Origin of the sequence: Nitratireductor arenosus (assembly GCF_009742725.1) — a bacterium.
Taxonomy (GTDB): Bacteria; Pseudomonadota; Alphaproteobacteria; order Rhizobiales; family Rhizobiaceae; genus Mangrovimarina; species Mangrovimarina arenosa.
In genome coordinates, this window is record NZ_WPHG01000001.1 from 1 (window position 1) to 15,607 (window position 15,607).

Annotated in this window: 18 protein-coding genes and 1 pseudogene; 9 read left to right on the forward strand and 10 right to left on the reverse strand. The window is 56.0% G+C overall.

Annotation, left to right across the window (positions count from 1 at the left end; genetic code table 11):
• Positions 1-119: pseudogene (locus GN330_RS00005) on the forward strand (IS5/IS1182 family transposase); the annotation flags it as partial.
• On the opposite strand, the gene GN330_RS00010 reads toward GN330_RS00005, so the two are convergent.
• A complete protein-coding gene (locus tag GN330_RS00010) occupies positions 78-785 on the reverse strand; it encodes a hypothetical protein (protein ID WP_156710536.1) in 708 nt (235 codons plus the stop codon). The pseudogene GN330_RS00005 and the gene GN330_RS00010 overlap by 42 nt on opposite strands.
• A 172-nt stretch (positions 786-957) precedes the next feature.
• Positions 958-1,203: a helix-turn-helix domain-containing protein gene (locus tag GN330_RS00015; protein WP_156710537.1), complete on the reverse strand. Its 246-nt coding sequence runs from the start codon at positions 1,201-1,203 to the stop codon at positions 958-960.
• A 755-nt stretch (positions 1,204-1,958) separates the two neighbouring features.
• Between GN330_RS00015 and GN330_RS00020 the strand changes: the two genes are divergently transcribed.
• From GN330_RS00020 to GN330_RS00035, 4 genes are read left to right on the forward strand one after another with little or no spacing between them, the layout of a single operon-like run.
• A complete protein-coding gene (locus tag GN330_RS00020; RefSeq protein ID WP_210252310.1) occupies positions 1,959-2,552 on the forward strand; it encodes an outer membrane protein in 594 nt (197 codons plus the stop codon).
• A 38-nt stretch (positions 2,553-2,590) separates the two neighbouring features.
• On the forward strand, positions 2,591-2,938 hold the full coding sequence (locus tag GN330_RS00025; RefSeq protein WP_156710539.1) for a hypothetical protein: 348 nt from the start codon (positions 2,591-2,593) through the stop codon (positions 2,936-2,938).
• A 2-nt stretch (positions 2,939-2,940) separates the two neighbouring features.
• Entirely contained in the window at positions 2,941-3,909 is a 969-nt protein-coding gene (locus GN330_RS00030) for a hypothetical protein (protein ID WP_156710540.1), read from the forward strand.
• A 58-nt stretch (positions 3,910-3,967) separates the two neighbouring features.
• Positions 3,968-4,231, forward strand: a complete 264-nt coding sequence (locus GN330_RS00035) for a hypothetical protein (RefSeq protein WP_156710541.1) — start codon at positions 3,968-3,970, stop codon at positions 4,229-4,231.
• A 262-nt stretch (positions 4,232-4,493) separates the two neighbouring features.
• Here GN330_RS00035 and GN330_RS00040 read toward each other — a convergent pair whose 3' ends face one another.
• From GN330_RS00040 to GN330_RS24170, 3 genes are all read right to left on the reverse strand, one after another.
• A complete protein-coding gene (locus GN330_RS00040; RefSeq protein ID WP_156710542.1) occupies positions 4,494-4,835 on the reverse strand; it encodes a DUF3768 domain-containing protein in 342 nt (113 codons plus the stop codon).
• A gap of 85 nt (positions 4,836-4,920) precedes the next feature.
• Positions 4,921-5,460: a hypothetical protein gene (locus GN330_RS00045; protein WP_210252317.1), complete on the reverse strand. Its 540-nt coding sequence runs from the start codon at positions 5,458-5,460 to the stop codon at positions 4,921-4,923.
• Complete coding sequence (locus GN330_RS24170; RefSeq protein WP_156710544.1) at positions 5,375-5,728, reverse strand: helix-turn-helix transcriptional regulator; 354 nt, start codon at positions 5,726-5,728, stop codon at positions 5,375-5,377. Before GN330_RS24170 ends, GN330_RS00045 begins: the two co-directional genes overlap by 86 nt.
• 488 nt (positions 5,729-6,216) lie before the next feature.
• Here GN330_RS24170 and GN330_RS00055 point away from each other — a divergent pair, with 488 nt between their 5' ends.
• From GN330_RS00055 to GN330_RS00070, 4 genes are all read left to right on the forward strand, one after another.
• The gene (locus tag GN330_RS00055; RefSeq protein ID WP_156710545.1) at positions 6,217-7,812 is read left to right on the forward strand and encodes a recombinase family protein; all 1,596 of its coding nucleotides are present in this window, start codon (positions 6,217-6,219) and stop codon (positions 7,810-7,812) included.
• A gap of 316 nt (positions 7,813-8,128) precedes the next feature.
• Entirely contained in the window at positions 8,129-8,845 is a 717-nt protein-coding gene (locus GN330_RS00060; protein WP_156710546.1) for a DUF932 domain-containing protein, read from the forward strand.
• 1 nt (position 8,846) lies between these two features.
• On the forward strand, positions 8,847-9,020 hold the full coding sequence (locus GN330_RS00065; RefSeq protein WP_156710547.1) for a hypothetical protein: 174 nt from the start codon (positions 8,847-8,849) through the stop codon (positions 9,018-9,020).
• Between the two features lie 361 nt (positions 9,021-9,381).
• Positions 9,382-10,557, forward strand: a complete 1,176-nt coding sequence (locus tag GN330_RS00070) for a type IV secretory system conjugative DNA transfer family protein (protein ID WP_156710548.1) — start codon at positions 9,382-9,384, stop codon at positions 10,555-10,557.
• Between the two features lie 362 nt (positions 10,558-10,919).
• Here the strand turns inward: GN330_RS00070 and GN330_RS00075 are convergent, their stop codons facing one another.
• The 5 genes from GN330_RS00075 to GN330_RS00095 are packed head-to-tail and all read right to left on the reverse strand — an operon-like array spanning position 10,920 to position 15,249.
• Entirely contained in the window at positions 10,920-11,645 is a 726-nt protein-coding gene (locus GN330_RS00075) for a sulfotransferase (protein WP_156710549.1), read from the reverse strand.
• On the reverse strand, positions 11,636-13,138 hold the full coding sequence (locus tag GN330_RS00080) for a hypothetical protein (RefSeq protein ID WP_156710550.1): 1,503 nt from the start codon (positions 13,136-13,138) through the stop codon (positions 11,636-11,638). Before GN330_RS00080 ends, GN330_RS00075 begins: the two co-directional genes overlap by 10 nt.
• Positions 13,135-13,995, reverse strand: coding sequence for a hypothetical protein (locus tag GN330_RS00085; RefSeq protein WP_156710551.1), 861 nt, complete (start codon positions 13,993-13,995; stop codon positions 13,135-13,137). The genes GN330_RS00080 and GN330_RS00085 overlap by 4 nt, the downstream gene beginning before the upstream one ends.
• Entirely contained in the window at positions 13,979-14,716 is a 738-nt protein-coding gene (locus GN330_RS00090) for an alpha/beta fold hydrolase (RefSeq protein ID WP_156710552.1), read from the reverse strand. Before GN330_RS00090 ends, GN330_RS00085 begins: the two co-directional genes overlap by 17 nt.
• A gap of 11 nt (positions 14,717-14,727) precedes the next feature.
• A complete protein-coding gene (locus GN330_RS00095) occupies positions 14,728-15,249 on the reverse strand; it encodes a hypothetical protein (protein WP_156710553.1) in 522 nt (173 codons plus the stop codon).
• Between the last annotated feature and the right edge of the window lie 358 nt (positions 15,250-15,607).

The window sequence follows — 15,607 nt, forward strand, 5'->3', positions numbered from 1 at the left end:
AACTCAAACACTTCAGGGCCATCGCCACTCGATACGACAAGCGCGACGACAATTTCCTCGCATCTGTCCAACTCGCCTCAATCCGCATCTGGTTGCGCAGTTATGAGTCGGTGACCTAGACCAAAATATGTCTCCACCGCGAAGCGATCGCCGCTGCGGGGCTTTTGTTGGAAGTGTCCACTCTCGGAGACCAGGATGATGTCGTCTTCGAGCGCGACCACGGTGCCGTAAGGACGCCAGGTGCGGTCGGCAACACCGGACCGACGATAGGCAAGATGGTATGCGCGCGGCGCGGCAGCATCGCCGGTCGTGAGCATCACGGCGGCGTAAACGTCAGAAATCACCGCCGGGTCGTGATGGAAGTCGTGTGTGTACCAGTTGCGGCCGTAGTACGTGTTGGCGAGGGCTTGGTTTGGCCAGCCGCTGTCGACCTCGTAGATCGCCCAGAGCGGTGCTAGGTGCGTGCTCGTCGGTCTTCGTAGGTGATAGAGGCGTCGTTCGCGGCCGAACTGCGAATAGATGTACTCTTCATCCACGTCCATGAGCGCGACCGGATCAACATCAAGGAGTGACGCAAACCCGAAGACGGTATCGGCGCGCGAGGGGATACCGTGATCAAGCCAGCGATAGATAGTGGCCTTGTGGCGGCTGTCCGGGCGGCCGTTGCTCTTGCCTGAAGAATTGCGCTGGTCGCGATGTTCCCACTCGACCACGAGCCCGTCCACGGATTCGTACCGGTCTTTGATGAGAGACAGCGCCAGAGATTTTCGGATCGGTATCGGCATGTGGTGATCATAGGCAAATCGGTCGCGTTCCCTGTCTCATTTTTTGCGACTCGGTTTGAGACACGCAATTGCGACACCTCGACTATGCTCATTCCCAACGCAATTGAGGTGGGGTGGCCACGATGACGACAAGAGCTAATTCGGGCATGCGAGTGTTGTCTCGTGACCCACCTTAGTCCGCGGGTTCGGTGTCGAGTTCGTCAATCAGGCGGCGCGCATCAACGCCCAAGCATTTGGCGAACACGATGAAATCGGCAACGTCGAGCCGCAGCTGACCGTTCTCGAACTTCGAGATGTATGCCTGCGTGCGACCGGTCGCACGCGCGAGGTCCGCTTGCGTTATGCCGGCCTCCAGCCGGGCGCGTTTCATGATCTCACTGAGCCGCGTGTTGAGCGGCGAATAAAGGCCGGTGCGCATCCGTTGTCCGTCATACCGCGACAACGGATTGACTAAATTCCAGTTGTTATATATTCCAAACAGTAATATTCCTATTGGAATATCGGGAGGGTTATGTTTGCATTCGTCACTATGCGCTCGTTCTGGCGACTGCGGAGCGGTCGTCCGGCGACCTCTCATCCACCAATTCGAAACTCTACGGAAGGAGCAGAGCATGCGGCTACCCACAGCCATTTTTGCAATCGGCCTGGCGGCAGTCGCAGCAGGCTGCACAGCCACCGCTGACGGCGGCGGAGACACGGCGCCAGCGAAGAGGGTTCTTGCGGCCGGCCCGCAAAACGCAACCTGCCAGGCGGACTTTCCGGGCCACGGGCCAGGCTGGCTGACTTTCAGGAATGGAAAGCCGGTTGGTTACCGGACCAACGCCTATCGTGCGAGTTCGGTCAGTCTGTCAGGAAATACCGTCCGAATTGACCAGGCTCGTTTCCATATCAAAAGCGCGAGTTCGCACGCCCTGGTCGGAGATTGGACCCTTGGACGCTATCACGCAAAGAACCTGAAGTTCGCCTGCAAATAGATACGCCACGCGGCCGGTTCCAGCGCTTCAGACCCAGCATCCAGTCGAAAACGAGAACGGCACCGTCTCGCCGGCACACTGAAAGGCACATGATATGCACATTAGAAGTCTGATCCCCGCCACGGCGTTTCTTTGCGCGTCAAGTTCAACTGCGTTGGCGGCCGATCCGATCGATCCGGACCGGTTTCGGGAACCGGTCGTGGAGGCTGCCACCTTCGATTGGACCGGTCTTTATGTCGGCGCGCATGCCGGCGTGGGAGCCAGCAGCACGACTTGGAGTTTTTCGCCTTTTGGCAACGCCGTTCAACCAAACCCGTTTCGAGGCGGTGGCGGCTTCGGCGGCCTCCAACTCGGATACAATTTCCAGAGCGGCAATTGGGTGATCGGTGCCGAGGGAGACATAGCACTCGCCAACATCGAGGGCAGTTCGGCCTGCCCGCTGGCCCCATTTTCATGCGAGAGCGCGGTTAAGTGGTTGGGTTCAGCCCGCCTGCGGGTCGGCTACGCGTTCGACCGAACATTGATTTACGGCACCGGCGGCGCGGGCTTCGGCAGTGTGTTGCGGGAGTTCGTGCATCCAGTCTTCGGCACCGGGATAAGCAGTGATAAGACTCAGGTGGGTTGGACGGCCGGCGCCGGCGTCGAGTTCGCGGTGAACGAGGCGTGGTCGATCAAAGGTGAATATCTCTATTACGACCTAGGCCGCGACACCTATGTCGACACGGCGTTCCAGTCCTCGAACATCCGCACCACGCTCCACACCGCCAAGATCGGCATCAACTTCCATTGGTGAGGCCGCTCATTTTCTAACGCTCTGGAGGCACGGGTCGGATGAGACAGGTGATTATTGCGCTCACTTTGCTTGCCGGGTTCGCGCTCTCGGCGTGTTCGACCGCCACGGGCGGCGGACGAACACAGCTGACGGCGGAAGAGGTGCGTAGCACATTCGTCGGCCAACCTTGGCGTGGGCCGAGCGGCGTATTTTTGTTCAAGAGAAATGGAACCTACACCCACGACTTCGATCGCGGCGGGACGTATGTCGGCAACTATACCATCCAAGCCAGCGGCGTCCTGAAAGGCGAAACCACAAACTACACCTTCTTCCGAAACGCGGACGGCAGCTACACTTACTTTCACAGCCGCAGCGGCAGATATTATCCGGCCAAACCTGGTGGTTGACTATGGCACGGACACTGGCCGGGTGTCTCGTTGCGGTCCTTCTTTCACTGCCCGCCCAGGCCAGCGGCGGGCTTGTCGATCATTTCCTCAACGGCCCCTGTCGAATTGACCGCCAACCGATCTTGATCGTCACGGACGTGACGACCTCCGGCGAGATCGACGATTCCGTCAGCCTGTTGATGTACCGCGAGCTTGAACGCCGAGGCTGCGTGCGGGTGGTCGGCGTCGTCTCAATTTTCGGCAATGGCGGTTCCTCGACCGCGCAAGTTCACAAAAACCTGGACGAGAGGATCAAGACGCTTGGCCTCGCGGCCTGGCGCGCTCGGCTTCTGCGTGGACCCGACCGCACGTCATTTCGCGCGCCAAATGCGGCCGACGACACACGGCTGCGCCGGATCGCTGAAATTGTGCGCCGGCACCCCGGATTGGTGATGGCCGAGCTAGGCCCATGGACGGTGTCCTCATTGTTGTTGATGCATCGCTATGCCGATCCGGCTGAGATTTCCGCGATCCTCGGCGTTGGCGGGCGCAGACCAGGCGAACGGTTCGCGACCGGACGAACTCTGGCCGGCAGCCTGTTCGGCTTCCGCGACATGAACGTGGCCGAGGACACGAGAGCGGTTTCCTACCTGCTACGGCACCATCCCGACAAGCTCTGGCAGGTGACCTACCGTACCGGCCTTGGACCGCGAACGGTCCATCACGAGGCGATTGGCGCCTTCGCGCCAACGCTCGCTCGTCACGCTCGTAAGCGATGGCGAACGGCACGTCACCTCCTCGGCTACGACGGCATTCCACTCTGGGATACCTGGACGACGAGCTACTTCCTGCGCGGCGGAAACGAGCGGCTCGGATGCCGGAAGGTGCCTGCTGCTATGCGATCCGATGACAACGGATTTCGCGATCCCATGCAGTTGCATCTCGGCGTTACGGGCGCGGGGTCGTCAAGGATCGTGGCGTGCCACCAATAGCGGGCCAGCACTGCGCCGACATGTCCGACCGACTGAGTCACCAAGCAAGGAGAACAGAATGCGTCATTACCTGAAGTTGCTGGCAATCGCGGCCCTTTTGACCGCCTGCACGCAAACCGGGGCTGAGAACGGAACCGGCAACGCGTCTACCGTTGGGGTCGGCAACGCCCAAGCCGAACTCTTCAACGGCAAGGGCAAAGCCGCATTTTGTCGTCGTACCATCGACTGCCGCAATCGCGTCAGTACGCCGGCGCAGTGGACTCAATGCATGCGAGAGGAATTCCCGCTAACGAAAGCGGGTGACGGATACAAGGTCTGCTGACCCGTCTGCTTGCGACGCTCCGCGACAAGATGATGTGGTTCAGAATAGCCGCCAGAGAGGCAAGCTCAATTCAGCCTGGCGATGTGCGCGGCTTCTCGCTCCGGCTTTGTTGCAAAGTGAAAAACGTCATCGTGCGATTTGTGAAGGCCATTTTCTGCATCAGCTCGGAGAAATCAGGGGGCTTCCCCGCGATTGGGCACCATGTCGAGTTCTGAGTGCCAGAATTCGAAATCACCCCGCCTTGGCGGCAGGGTGACTTGCTTCAGTATTCCGATGCGAACATGACCGTCATGACCCGCATTGTCATTTTCGGATCGGTCGGATCATCGGAATGGCTCTGGAGCGTTGGATCGAAGTAGTCGATCTTGAAAAGAACGCGTTGACCTTGCCAGTTCACGACGGCGCAGTCGTGTTCGCCATAGGGATCGTTTTCCGCGGTGAACTCGTCGAACGTGACGACGAGCGCCAATATCTCGGAAATAGACAGATCGCCGAGCGCGGCAATCCCTTGGCTGAGGTAGACTCGACCGCCGGTCCGGGTCTGGCGTAGCTTGTCGTTGAGCTCGCAGATCGCGAGTACGTCGGCGGGGATGGTACCGGTCATTTGCTTTCTCCGTTCCTTTGCGCCGCGCCCCACCCAATTGAGGCGCAGCGGCCAGGAACGGATCGGCACGTAACATCCGGCCGAGCTAACTCGGATCAGCGTCGCCGCCAAAGACTTCCACCGCCAGCGCCAAGGCTTCGAAATAGATCATGTTGCGCGGTTCGGACTCCCAGATGCGTGGTCGCAGGGGTTTCCACGGCAGGATGTCCGGAAAGTGCGCGGCCAACGCCTCCGCCTCCTCGTATTTGTTGGCATGGCGCTGGACGCGCAGCACGGTAACGTCGTTCACCGGCGCCTCGCGCGCGACGCCCGTGAGTGCCTCAATAAGATCGACGGTGTTGTCGCCCTTGCGGGACCTGTGACGGATGTCCTCCGTCACGACCACGTCCGGTTCAAAGAACGAGACCCACTTCTCGGCTTGCAGGCTCGCCATCTCAGGCGACCTGCTCGCCTCGACGGACAATCCCCAATGTACGAGTTGCCCTTCGCGAAAGAACACGTAGGCGACGCGGCCGGACGCCGCCGCCATCGCCAACACCTTAAGCCGCACCATGGCCAGTATGGTCGTCAGCGGCCAAGCGTGCCGCCAGGCGGCCGAGCGTGTTGTTGCGCTTAAACCGGCCAAGCCAGTTTTTCGGCGCCACCGGGAGGTTCGAGAGGCGATCCCGTATTTCTCTGGTGACGCGTTCCATGACCGCGCCAAACAGGCTTTCGAAAGGACGCCCGTAGATAAGCGATAGCGTACAAATGTCCCTGATCGATGGAACGGCCTTGCCGCTTTCGAGCTGGGATACCCGGCTACGGCTGGTCCCCAGCAAATGGGCACAGTCCGCCTGGGTCAGACCTGACTTTCGGCGTGCCACCGTCAGGTCCAGAGCGAATTGGTTTTTCATAGTGTGGTTATTTGATTAGCTAGTATGCGGGCCAGTTTACGGCCTCATGCGCCGTCTCGTAGACGGCAGCATGTACGGGATTTCGAACACCGACCCACTAGGACGCAAAAAAACCACCACACCGGTCTCTCGAGTAGCTTCAAAAGCGGAGGGTAAACCCTCCGCTCGCTCCGAGAGACCGGTGTAGTGGTGGTTCTAGTGGTGCTCATTGTCCCAGGTACCGGCCAGGTTAGCAAGCCATGACACCAGTACCAGACGGCACCGATTCCCGTTGCCGGTAGCCGTGCCGTCTACAGTTTAGGACGGGCGCACCGTAGCCTTTCTTTCATGTCCCAACATCACAACAACGATATCCCGCCGGAGTTGGAGCGGTACTTGGCGCTCTGCAAGCGGGTTTACGAGCGCATGCAAGCCGAAGGCCGCTGGCCGTGGCCAGATTCGCCAAATCTGCCGGATGTGATAGATTCAAGCGATAATCCCCACACATCATGAAATCCTGCTTTGGCTATGTCCGCGTTTCCACTCAGAAACAGGGGGAGGGCGTGTCGTTGGAGGCGCAGAAGGACACCATCCTGCGCTTTGCGGCGGGCAACGAAATCGAGATCACCGCCTGGTTTGAGGAAAGGCAAACGGCAGCCAAGAGCGGCCGGCCGGTTTTCGCGACTATGCTGAGGGGGCTGCGTAGGCGCAAAGCCGACGGCGTCGTCATGCACAAGATCGACCGCAGCGCCCGCAACTTCGCGGACTGGGCCAAGATCGGAGAATTGGCGGACGCCGGCATCGATGTCCACTTCGCTACCGAAAGCCTCGACTTTCGCTCGCGCGGCGGCCGCTTGTCCGCTGACATCCAAGCGGTTATTGCCGCCGACTACATCCGCAACCTGCGCGATGAAACCATCAAAGGCATCAATGGCCGCCTCAAGCAGGGCCTTTATCCGTTCTGGGCGCCGATCGGGTATTGCAACAACGGCGGCGGCAAGCCGAAAACACCGGATCCGAACAAGGCGCAACATGTGCGTCGACTGTTCGAACTCTATGCCAGTGGCCAACACTCCATTCATTCCCTGAGGAAAGAGATGGAGCGGCTCGGCCTCCGCAATTCGCGGGGCAAGCCGGTGAGCAAAACGGGCATCGAGACCATCCTCAATAACCCCTTCTACTGCGGTCTTATCCGGATCAAACGTACCGGCGCGGTCTATGAAGGTGTCCATGAACCCTTGATTTCGCCGGCGCTATTCGACCGCGTCCAGGAGATCAAGGCGAACAAGAGCGGCAAGAAGGTCACGCGGCACAATCACACCTATCGTGGCCTGTTCCGCTGTGGCAACTGCGCCGGTGCGATGATCGCGGAACGCCAAAAGGGCCACGTCTATTATCGGTGCCACGAATCGAGTTGCCCGACCAGGTGCGTGCGCGAGGAAGCGATTGAAGAGGAAGTTCGGCAGGTCTTATCGCGCATACGACTGAGCGATGAACACATCCGGTTCCTGACGGAGGAGATTGAAGCATGGTGCGCGAAGAACGACGGCAACGATCACGAGAAGGCCATTGCCCTGCAACTGTCTGATCTTAAGGGCCGCTTGGAGCGCCTGACGGACGCGCTCATCGATCGCCTCATTGAGAAGGAGGTCTTTGATCGCCGAAACCAGGCTTTGTTGATCGAGAAAGCCAAGCTGGAAGAAGCAGCACGTGAGATAGCCGACAAGCGACACGACCCGGGTCAGGTCCGACAATTCCTCGAACTGATAAAAAACCTTGCCGTGACTTATCTTTTCGCCGAACCAGCCGAAAAGCGAGAAATCGTTGAGATCGCCACCTCGAACCGGCGCGTTTCGCTAAAAGACGTCTATCTAGAGCCGGCAAATTGGCTGGCCACGGCCGAGCAGGCCATCGTCGTCCTTTGTGGTGCCCCAGACCGAGCCACTTCTCGAAGCGGGCACGACGTTCGAAATGAGCAACTGAGTCGCCTCGCGGAATGCGCGAGATCGGTGGATGAGCTGGGCGGCTTGTCTGAAGCCAACGCATCCAAGGACGATTATGCAGGACACTCGGTACTGTCCAGGTTCGGAGAGCACGAACCGTAGAATTGTTCGTGACCCGCTCGCCGCCCGCACCTGAAAACCGGAGCATATCGGAGAGCTTACCCGTTTGACTGGGTACAGATCAGAACCCGATGATTCGCGCTCTTCCAGTCGTGTTCAATATGCCAGGAATGCCTGACCGTGGCGGGAATGGTCGGCGAAATCGAAACTGGTGCCGTCTAGGATCATCCTGCCGAAAGAGCGATCATGTCGGTGGTCGCGCAACGTCTGAGGCAAGCCCCATATCGCCTCTTACCCTCGTTCCTTCAACGTCTCGCTCGAATGGTCGAGCGGGACGCAGAGAGAAGGAGTTCTTTCGATGACATTGATATTGCATGCTGGCGCGACGGAAGTCGCCTACGATGAACTGCTGGCGGTGGCCACGCCGCCCCGCACACTGTCACACGTGCCGGTCGCGCACCACGAGATCGTGGAGCTGATGCGATACAGCCTCGGATTCTACGGCCACGAAATCGTCGAGGAGCATCACGCCGTCACCGAAGACGGCGCCCGCTACTTCGGCCTGTTGTCGCTCCGCAGTCCCGATGGGGAATACGCCGACACACTCGGCCTGCGGAACAGCCACGACAAGAAGTTCCCGATCGGCATCGCCTTCGGCAGCCGCGTCTTCGTTTGCGACAATCTGGCCTTCCAGGCCGATCACGTCATCAAGCGCAAGCACACGGCCAATGCCAAGCGGGAGCTCCCCGGCCTCGTCGCCGAGGTGGTGGAGCCGCTTAACACTGAACGCCGGCAGCAGGCAGAGCGCTTTCTGCGCTACCGCAAGACGGCGCTTGCCGACGAAATGGCTGATCACGCGATCTTGTCACTCTACCGGTCGGGCGTCATCAACATCCAGCGCGTCCCCAACGTGATGGAGCAATGGCAGACGCCGGCGCATGACTGGGGCGACAAAACGCCTTGGAGGCTCTTCAATGCTGTGACGTTCTCGCTCACCGGCCGGGTGGCCGAGAATCCGGCCATGACCACGGTGCTCCATCGAGTCATCGACGGCTTATGCAAGCGGGTGCGTTGACGTGGACGACGTCGATCTCACCGCTCGCATTGTCGAGTTGGAGGAATTGATCCTCCAACTCGACAGCCCCTTCGCCGATCTTGATGCCGCACGTCGCAAGGGATATCTGCGGCGCGACATGCCCCGGCTCCGCGCCGAAGCAGATCGCATCCGGCAGACGCGACAGGAGCAGTAGCTGATCCGGAACTTCAAACGCCGCTATGCGCTCGTCGGACTTACGGTCGACCCTACTGCGAAAGGCTGGCAGTTCTTTGGATTCGGCCACAAAAAGAAGGAGGATGTCTGGTCGCGCCCTTGCTCCAACATCGCACCTGTCACCTTGAAGGTAGCTTGGCAGCTCTGGAAAGAGGTGGAGCGCCGAGACGTGCCAAAGGATGTCAACTAGCCCCTCATACGAGGGGCTTTCTTTCGGGTGCCTGTCAAATCCGTGCGCCAGAAATAAAGATCAAAGGCTGTCGCCCGCCAAGGGCAGATGGATCAAGACGGACACGCGGTGAGGTCTACGCTGAGAAGCGCTCGTGCCGCAGAGTAGGTCGATGTCTGCCGCCAACAACCCTGTGACAATCCTAGGGACGACCGTGGGGCGGCGACCATATCGCCGCTTCGGCATTCATCTGTCCGACCGCCTGTTCCACCAATACATAATCGGTCAGACCGGAACCGGAAAATCGACCCTGATGCTCAATATGATGCGTCAGGACATCGCGGTCGGCCAGGGATTCTGCGTGATCGACCCGCACGGCGATCTCGCGCAGGAGGTGGTCGGAATAGCGAAGGACGATGCCGTCTACTGGGACGCCGCCGGCCCAGCCTGCTCTGTCGGGTACAATCCGATGACCTTTGTCGCAGAGCAGTATCGGCCTCTTGTCGCGTCAGGCCTCATAGACACGTTGAAAAAGCAATGGGCGGACGCCTGGGGCGCTCGAATGGAACACCTGCTTCGCCACGCCCTCTTGGCGCTCCTATCTCGGCCCCGTTCGAACCTACAAGACATCATCCCAATGTTTCTGCAGGCGAGTTTTCGAAAGGAGGTCCTAGCGGAGGTATCCGATGAGCAGGTGCGACGATTCTGGACGGCCGAGTTCCCAAAAATGAACTACAAGACCGCCGCCGACGGCGTGGCGCCGATCGCCAACAAGCTCGGCGCCTTCTTGGCTCATCCGGCAGTCCGAAAGGCCGTATGCGAGCCGGAACAGCCTCTCCGTTTCCGGGAATTGATGGACCAGGGTAGAACCCTTGTGGTGAACTTGGCCAAAGGCCGGCTTGGGGCCGGTGTCGCCAACATTCTCGGCGGCTTGATTGTGTCCTCGCTCGGCCTAGCCGCGTACAGCCGGCAAAGCCAGCCGATAGAAGAGCGCAAGCCGTATTTCCTCTACATCGATGAATTCCACTCGTTCACGACGACCGCCTTTACCGAAATGCTTTCCGAGTTGCGAAAGTACGGCCTGGGGCTCGTGCTCAGCCATCAGCATACCTCACAGCTCGACAGCGGCGTGCTCGATGCGATTTTGGGGAATGTGGGGACATTGTTGGCGTTTCGTGTGGGAGCGAACGATGGCACAATCCTAGCGAAACAGTTGGCAAGCGATGTGCCAGAGCCGCCCGATCTGGTGAGCCTGCCCAACCATGAGATGTACCTGAAGGTGATGATCGCCGGGACGCAGAGCAAGGCCTTCTCGGCCGGCACAATCAATTACGACATGTCCCAATAGGACCCATGTCGACACACTTATCGAAGTCGGCATTAAAAAATGACAATGACAATGGGTCTAGCCAAATCCCACCGTAGAAGTTCAATCTGAAGAATCAGCATCTCAACGATCATCGAGATGCCGCCTAAACAACTTTCAGCGGAACCACTATAATTGAGCATTGACGCTGCCACGCTCAAAGGCGATTATTTCAGATATCGAGGAAGGCAGTGTTCGCGAAGTTGATGACTATGCGACAGCTTTTTTGACGTCGACACGAAGCCCAACCAGAGGCGGGTTGGGACCTTTTATACCAACCGTCTAACTTCCATTTCTGGGCGGAAAACGCCTCAGCGCCAGCTTGCCAAAAGTGCGCGTGGAAATCAAGACGGCGATTTAGTCTTGATTTTGCTTCCTGCAATATCAACTATGTCCTCGTACAACTTCTCTATATCGCATAATTTTTTATGCGTTTCCATATCAAGGTCACAATACTTTCTGCCTGGACCTTTTACATTAGACGCCTTGTGTCTTATCGGCCCGTACTGAATATTTTGAACATCGGTAATACAACGACTAATGTTCCATCCGAGAAATTCTTCGCACACTTCTCGTATGAATTCAGTTTTCTGACGAAAAAAATCCTCGTATACAACTACAAACACCCTGTCAGGAAATCTGCTTAACAACTCAATCAACGCATCTGCGTAGCGCTTGAATGCTTCAGAAAATACCTCCTCTCTCCTTCCTTCGCTAATACCAAGTTCTGGAAACTGAAGCATGCTCGTTTTTGGAAAAATTCTGTATCTTTCTAAAATAGATGAATAAACATCCAGCGGATCCCTCAAGATCCAGACTACCGCCGAGTCTTCATAGAAAGAGAGCACCCTATCGGCAAACGGTGCCAGTCGAGGCACTTTCCATGCGTCATATCTTAGGAACTCAGATATATCATTGCTATTTTCAAATGCAGCGGTGGGTGATTGCACGGCCCATACCGGGTCATCCAGCAATACCTTCTTGCATGCGTAGCACGCTAGATTTGAGACGACGCTTGTTCCAGATCGATGCATTCCCGTGAAAAGTGATTTTCTATTAGCTAAACGCACTTCATTTTTCTTTCGTCTCTGATGCGCGTTTGAATGGTTTCGCTATTCCTGTGTATAAAATTCTCGAATCCCCGTTTCCCACAAAGCAACGGTAATGCGGCTATTGTTGCGCGGCAGCTGGAGTCGGATACAAGCGAGACAGCACTCGTAGCAATGAGAAAGAGCTCACTGTAGAAATACCTGATATCAGAAAGAAACCGTTCTCTATCAAGTTTGTCGGCCGATCGGAATTTCTTCTCAATGGTCTCTATGTCTGCCTCGGATGCCCCTTTATAGCCCGGTCCTAATCCGGTTCTAATAAGAAATAATTGCCAACATTCCAGATCCTCAAACAATCGGATGCTGAAGTCGTCGATGACAGAAAGATCGGCCCTGCGTCCTGTGTGATAGCTCTTGGCGATCGTAGTCAGGCTAACATGGCGATCAAGTAGTCGACGGTAGGGGTGCTGTGAGAAGTGGCCCGCAGTAGCGGCGACCGCAGCACCGACAAGTCTCTTTGCGCAGCGTTGGCTCCAAGCCCACCGTTCGTCGGTTGGGACGTTCAGCTGGGAGAGTTCACGTGCTGCTGCAAAAATCCATGGATCAAATGACAGACCAACTTCGGAGAGATATTCACCGAGAAACCCCGGCTCGTATTCGTCGATCAGAAAGAAGCTTGTTTCACCTGACGCGGCGGTGATGCGAGCCGGGTATTTCCAAAAAAGTGATCTCACTATGGATACGCATTTAGGTGCGGCTCCTTGTCGGCTAGAGTCTGTTTCTTCCAGAAACCACGGCATGTGCCCAAGGACCAGCCCCCTGAGTTTGGATACTAGGGCGTCGAGTGGTCCGGCGAGACTACAACTGGTAATATCTTCGACCCGCAGCTCAGTTCCCCCGGACGCAGAAGAGTCGGAAACCACCCGTGCGGCGCCGCCCGAAAACCTAACTCTGTCATACTTTCTGTCGCCAACCACTATCGCACCTCCCTGGCGGAAGGTGATCTCGTCGGTTTCCCTAGCCGTCGCCTCGTTTTCAAGTTGGCGAAATAGTTCTTTAGTGAGGTTGCCATCCAACGTCCGTGACGTACGTGTGATGACTTGGCAGCTTACCCCGAGCTGGGCGAAGCAGCCTTGTGCAAACGCCGCAGTAGCTGGAACCCCCCTTGCGGCAAATTCCTTTGCATCGTCGACGATCTCGCGAAATCGCGGAAAGAATGGCTCGCTCAGGAAAATGCCGGCTTCCAATTGCTCTAGAAGGCCACGCAGGTTTTCAGTTCCAATTAGCCTTCGGACGGGAACGACCTCTTGCCGAACCAATCCGTCAGGACTGCGTGAGAACTTCCCAGGAATCGCTAGTGCCTGCCGGTAATCGTACCGATCGATTCTGACATCGTCGGTTCTGCGGTCAGTTTCATCGACTTCGGCGACAACTGATTGGCCTGCTCCAGCCAAAATCGCACTGGCAGTAAAATCAACGGCGTCAAAACCAGCTGTTCCTACAAAAAATGTCATTCTTTATAACCGTTCTCCAGTTCCTCCATGAACAGCCGGAGTTTTGCGACCGCTTCTGATTGGGTCTGAGGATATGTGTGGAACATCGATGTCCAGCGTTCAATTTCGTTTGCGACGTGCTCTGGATCAGTAATCTTCCAACCACCCCGTACTTTGTGGCGTGGAGTAGCCCTAGTGCCGATCAGAACGGTATCGTCAAAAATGTGGGGCAAATGAAGGAAGCCGGGGTCGAAACATCTAATTCGTGGGCCTTTTTCACCAGATTGCCCAAACAGCCGCTTCATTGAGCCCTTCATTTCAGAAATCAGCTTCTTCCATTCAGTTTTACCAGAAACATACTCACTCAGATTATCGCTGTAGCGCTCGAAATTGTTCCGCAATATGATCTCACATTTTTGAAGGCGGTCACCGCCCTCTATGCGTTCCTTAAGTGTTGTAGTAAAATCCGGTTCAATATCGCTATCCGCATTTGATCTAGACAGCCACCAGTTAGGTTCCAGAAAGGTCGGGCCGACAACTGTTACCCGCAGCGTCCTAGAAGTCTGAAGCTCTCTTCCACAGGTGCTAAAAAATTCCTCATGAGTTTGGATTCTATGGACACCAGCTTTGGTCTTTTCCTGTTCACCTTCCGCATAGACTGCGCTAAGGCCACCGAAAATTACCTCAGGATCTAATCCGAGTTCCTTGCAGATCGCCTGAATGGATGATGCCATCTCCGAAGGCGTTACTTCCGCTTGCGGCAAAAAATTAGCCTCAGTCGGGAAAGCTGCACTAAACGCTCTCGACATCAACTCTGTACTCGGCAACTCAGAGAGCAGCCGTGCAGTCAGGTTGATATCGTTATGCGTAGAATTCATCTAAGATAGCGAGATAAGGAATAATTTCATGCATTCCATGTCCGGCACCGGCTACCGATTGAACAACGGTGTTCCTACAACCAATCAGACGCTCAATGGTTGCCGCTGAATTCCTCTCAAAGACTTCAGGATCGAACGTGTCGTCCTCAGTTCCAAATCCAATAAAGACTTTGCCGGACCAATTGGCAGCTAGGTCGAATAGTGGCTCACCGCGCGCTGCCATTTCCCACTCGTTCATAGCCCCAACCCGATAAGTGTGTGGCCGACTTTCAATTACATCCTTTAGATGAGGCAAAAGCTCTTCGCGAATTCCAGCATCAGGCTCGGTCGCATAGTTCAGAATAGGGGCCAGCAACAGAATCTTTGAAATGTGTTTCTGATGTTTTTTGCGCATGGCATTTAGCAAATGAAATGCCCCGAACGAATGTGCAATTACTCGAATGCCATCTGTGGAGGAGTCCATTTTTTGATCTGCGATCCAATCGAATAATTCGACGAGAGCGGTCGCGGTTCCAATAAGTGTGTGCTCGCCACTACTGTCGTAGGTTCCAGGGTATTGTGGAGCAATCACTGTGTAGCCGTTGCCAAGTCCGGAGAGTACTGCAGGCAACGGACCGATTGCACCGGGAAACCCGTTCAAGAAAACCACCACGCCATTTGACGGTGATTTATCTACGTCGAACGAATCGACAACCATTCCATTCAAGACGGTGCGTGACATATGCGACCCCTTTATATCTTCGCTTCTTCTAACGCTTTCTCAATTCCGCTCCAATCGTACTCTATTAATGCCGATGTCAGCGTAATATTACCAAATGTTTTTACCATATCAAAATCATCGACGATAATTCTATTAATTCTAGATGCCTTATTAAAAGATATCACTTTCCTCGTGCTCTCTGAAGCCATCTCCAATGCTAACGCTCGTTTCTCTTTTTCAAAAGCCCTACATTTGGCAAGGAGTTTCTTGACACCTCTCTGCCAGGCTTCTGCATTCTTTTCTCGCTCCGCCTTCGACAGAGCTTGGTAGTTGTTCCTAGTTTCCTCGGCAATTGGCTTGAGTTGGGAATGCTGTCGCTTCGCCTCTGCCAGCAAATTTTTTAGAGAGTCGAGGTGTTGATTTATTTCCTTTCTGGCGGTCAACAGTGAATGCCTATTGTAGAACATCCTTAGTACATATACTCCGCCCGTTCCGCTGGCGGCAGCGGCAGCGAGGATTAGAGAAAGCAATTCAATTTCAAGACCGAATAACATGGGCACACACTTGGCTCTAAGTCGCAAAATGACACAAATTTGGTTTCTTTTTAAGAGGGCAGTGCGTACCGTGTGATCGGAATCTAGGTTCTATCGCGCAAACGACCGCCCCAGTTGCACAGAGGCCAGTCGTGCGCCACCAAGCAGACTGGGTCAGAAGGGGTCGTTCACCTTCAATGACGGCAACGGATTGGGGCTATCATTCAGCCGCTACCGCCGACAGCACACTATATCTCAACGAGGTGACGCGGTGCGCGCTAATTCGCCAGTGGTCCGATGGAATGAATTGAGGATATCTGCCTTTGTGGGGGTATCGTTGGGGGTATGATCGAGATCCAAATGCTGATTAGTGTGTTTT

Excerpts from the sequence above, each read along its gene's own strand:
- GN330_RS00080 (WP_156710550.1), bottom strand. The coding sequence starts at position 13,138 with ATGACATTTTTTGTAGGAACAGCTGGTTTTGACGCCGTTGATTTTACT.
- GN330_RS00030 (WP_156710540.1), top strand. The coding sequence starts at position 2,941 with ATGGCACGGACACTGGCCGGGTGTCTCGTTGCGGTCCTTCTTTCACTG.
- GN330_RS24170 (WP_156710544.1), bottom strand. The coding sequence starts at position 5,728 with ATGAAAAACCAATTCGCTCTGGACCTGACGGTGGCACGCCGAAAGTCA.
- GN330_RS00035 (WP_156710541.1), top strand. The coding sequence starts at position 3,968 with ATGCGTCATTACCTGAAGTTGCTGGCAATCGCGGCCCTTTTGACCGCC.
- GN330_RS00040 (WP_156710542.1), bottom strand. The coding sequence starts at position 4,835 with ATGACCGGTACCATCCCCGCCGACGTACTCGCGATCTGCGAGCTCAAC.
- GN330_RS00085 (WP_156710551.1), bottom strand. The coding sequence starts at position 13,995 with ATGAATTCTACGCATAACGATATCAACCTGACTGCACGGCTGCTCTCT.
- GN330_RS00010 (WP_156710536.1), bottom strand. The coding sequence starts at position 785 with ATGCCGATACCGATCCGAAAATCTCTGGCGCTGTCTCTCATCAAAGAC.
- GN330_RS00015 (WP_156710537.1), bottom strand. The coding sequence starts at position 1,203 with ATGCGCACCGGCCTTTATTCGCCGCTCAACACGCGGCTCAGTGAGATC.
- GN330_RS00095 (WP_156710553.1), bottom strand. The coding sequence starts at position 15,249 with ATGTTATTCGGTCTTGAAATTGAATTGCTTTCTCTAATCCTCGCTGCC.
- GN330_RS00025 (WP_156710539.1), top strand. The coding sequence starts at position 2,591 with ATGAGACAGGTGATTATTGCGCTCACTTTGCTTGCCGGGTTCGCGCTC.
- GN330_RS00070 (WP_156710548.1), top strand. The coding sequence starts at position 9,382 with ATGTCTGCCGCCAACAACCCTGTGACAATCCTAGGGACGACCGTGGGG.
- GN330_RS00090 (WP_156710552.1), bottom strand. The coding sequence starts at position 14,716 with ATGTCACGCACCGTCTTGAATGGAATGGTTGTCGATTCGTTCGACGTA.
- GN330_RS00055 (WP_156710545.1), top strand. The coding sequence starts at position 6,217 with ATGAAATCCTGCTTTGGCTATGTCCGCGTTTCCACTCAGAAACAGGGG.
- GN330_RS00060 (WP_156710546.1), top strand. The coding sequence starts at position 8,129 with ATGACATTGATATTGCATGCTGGCGCGACGGAAGTCGCCTACGATGAA.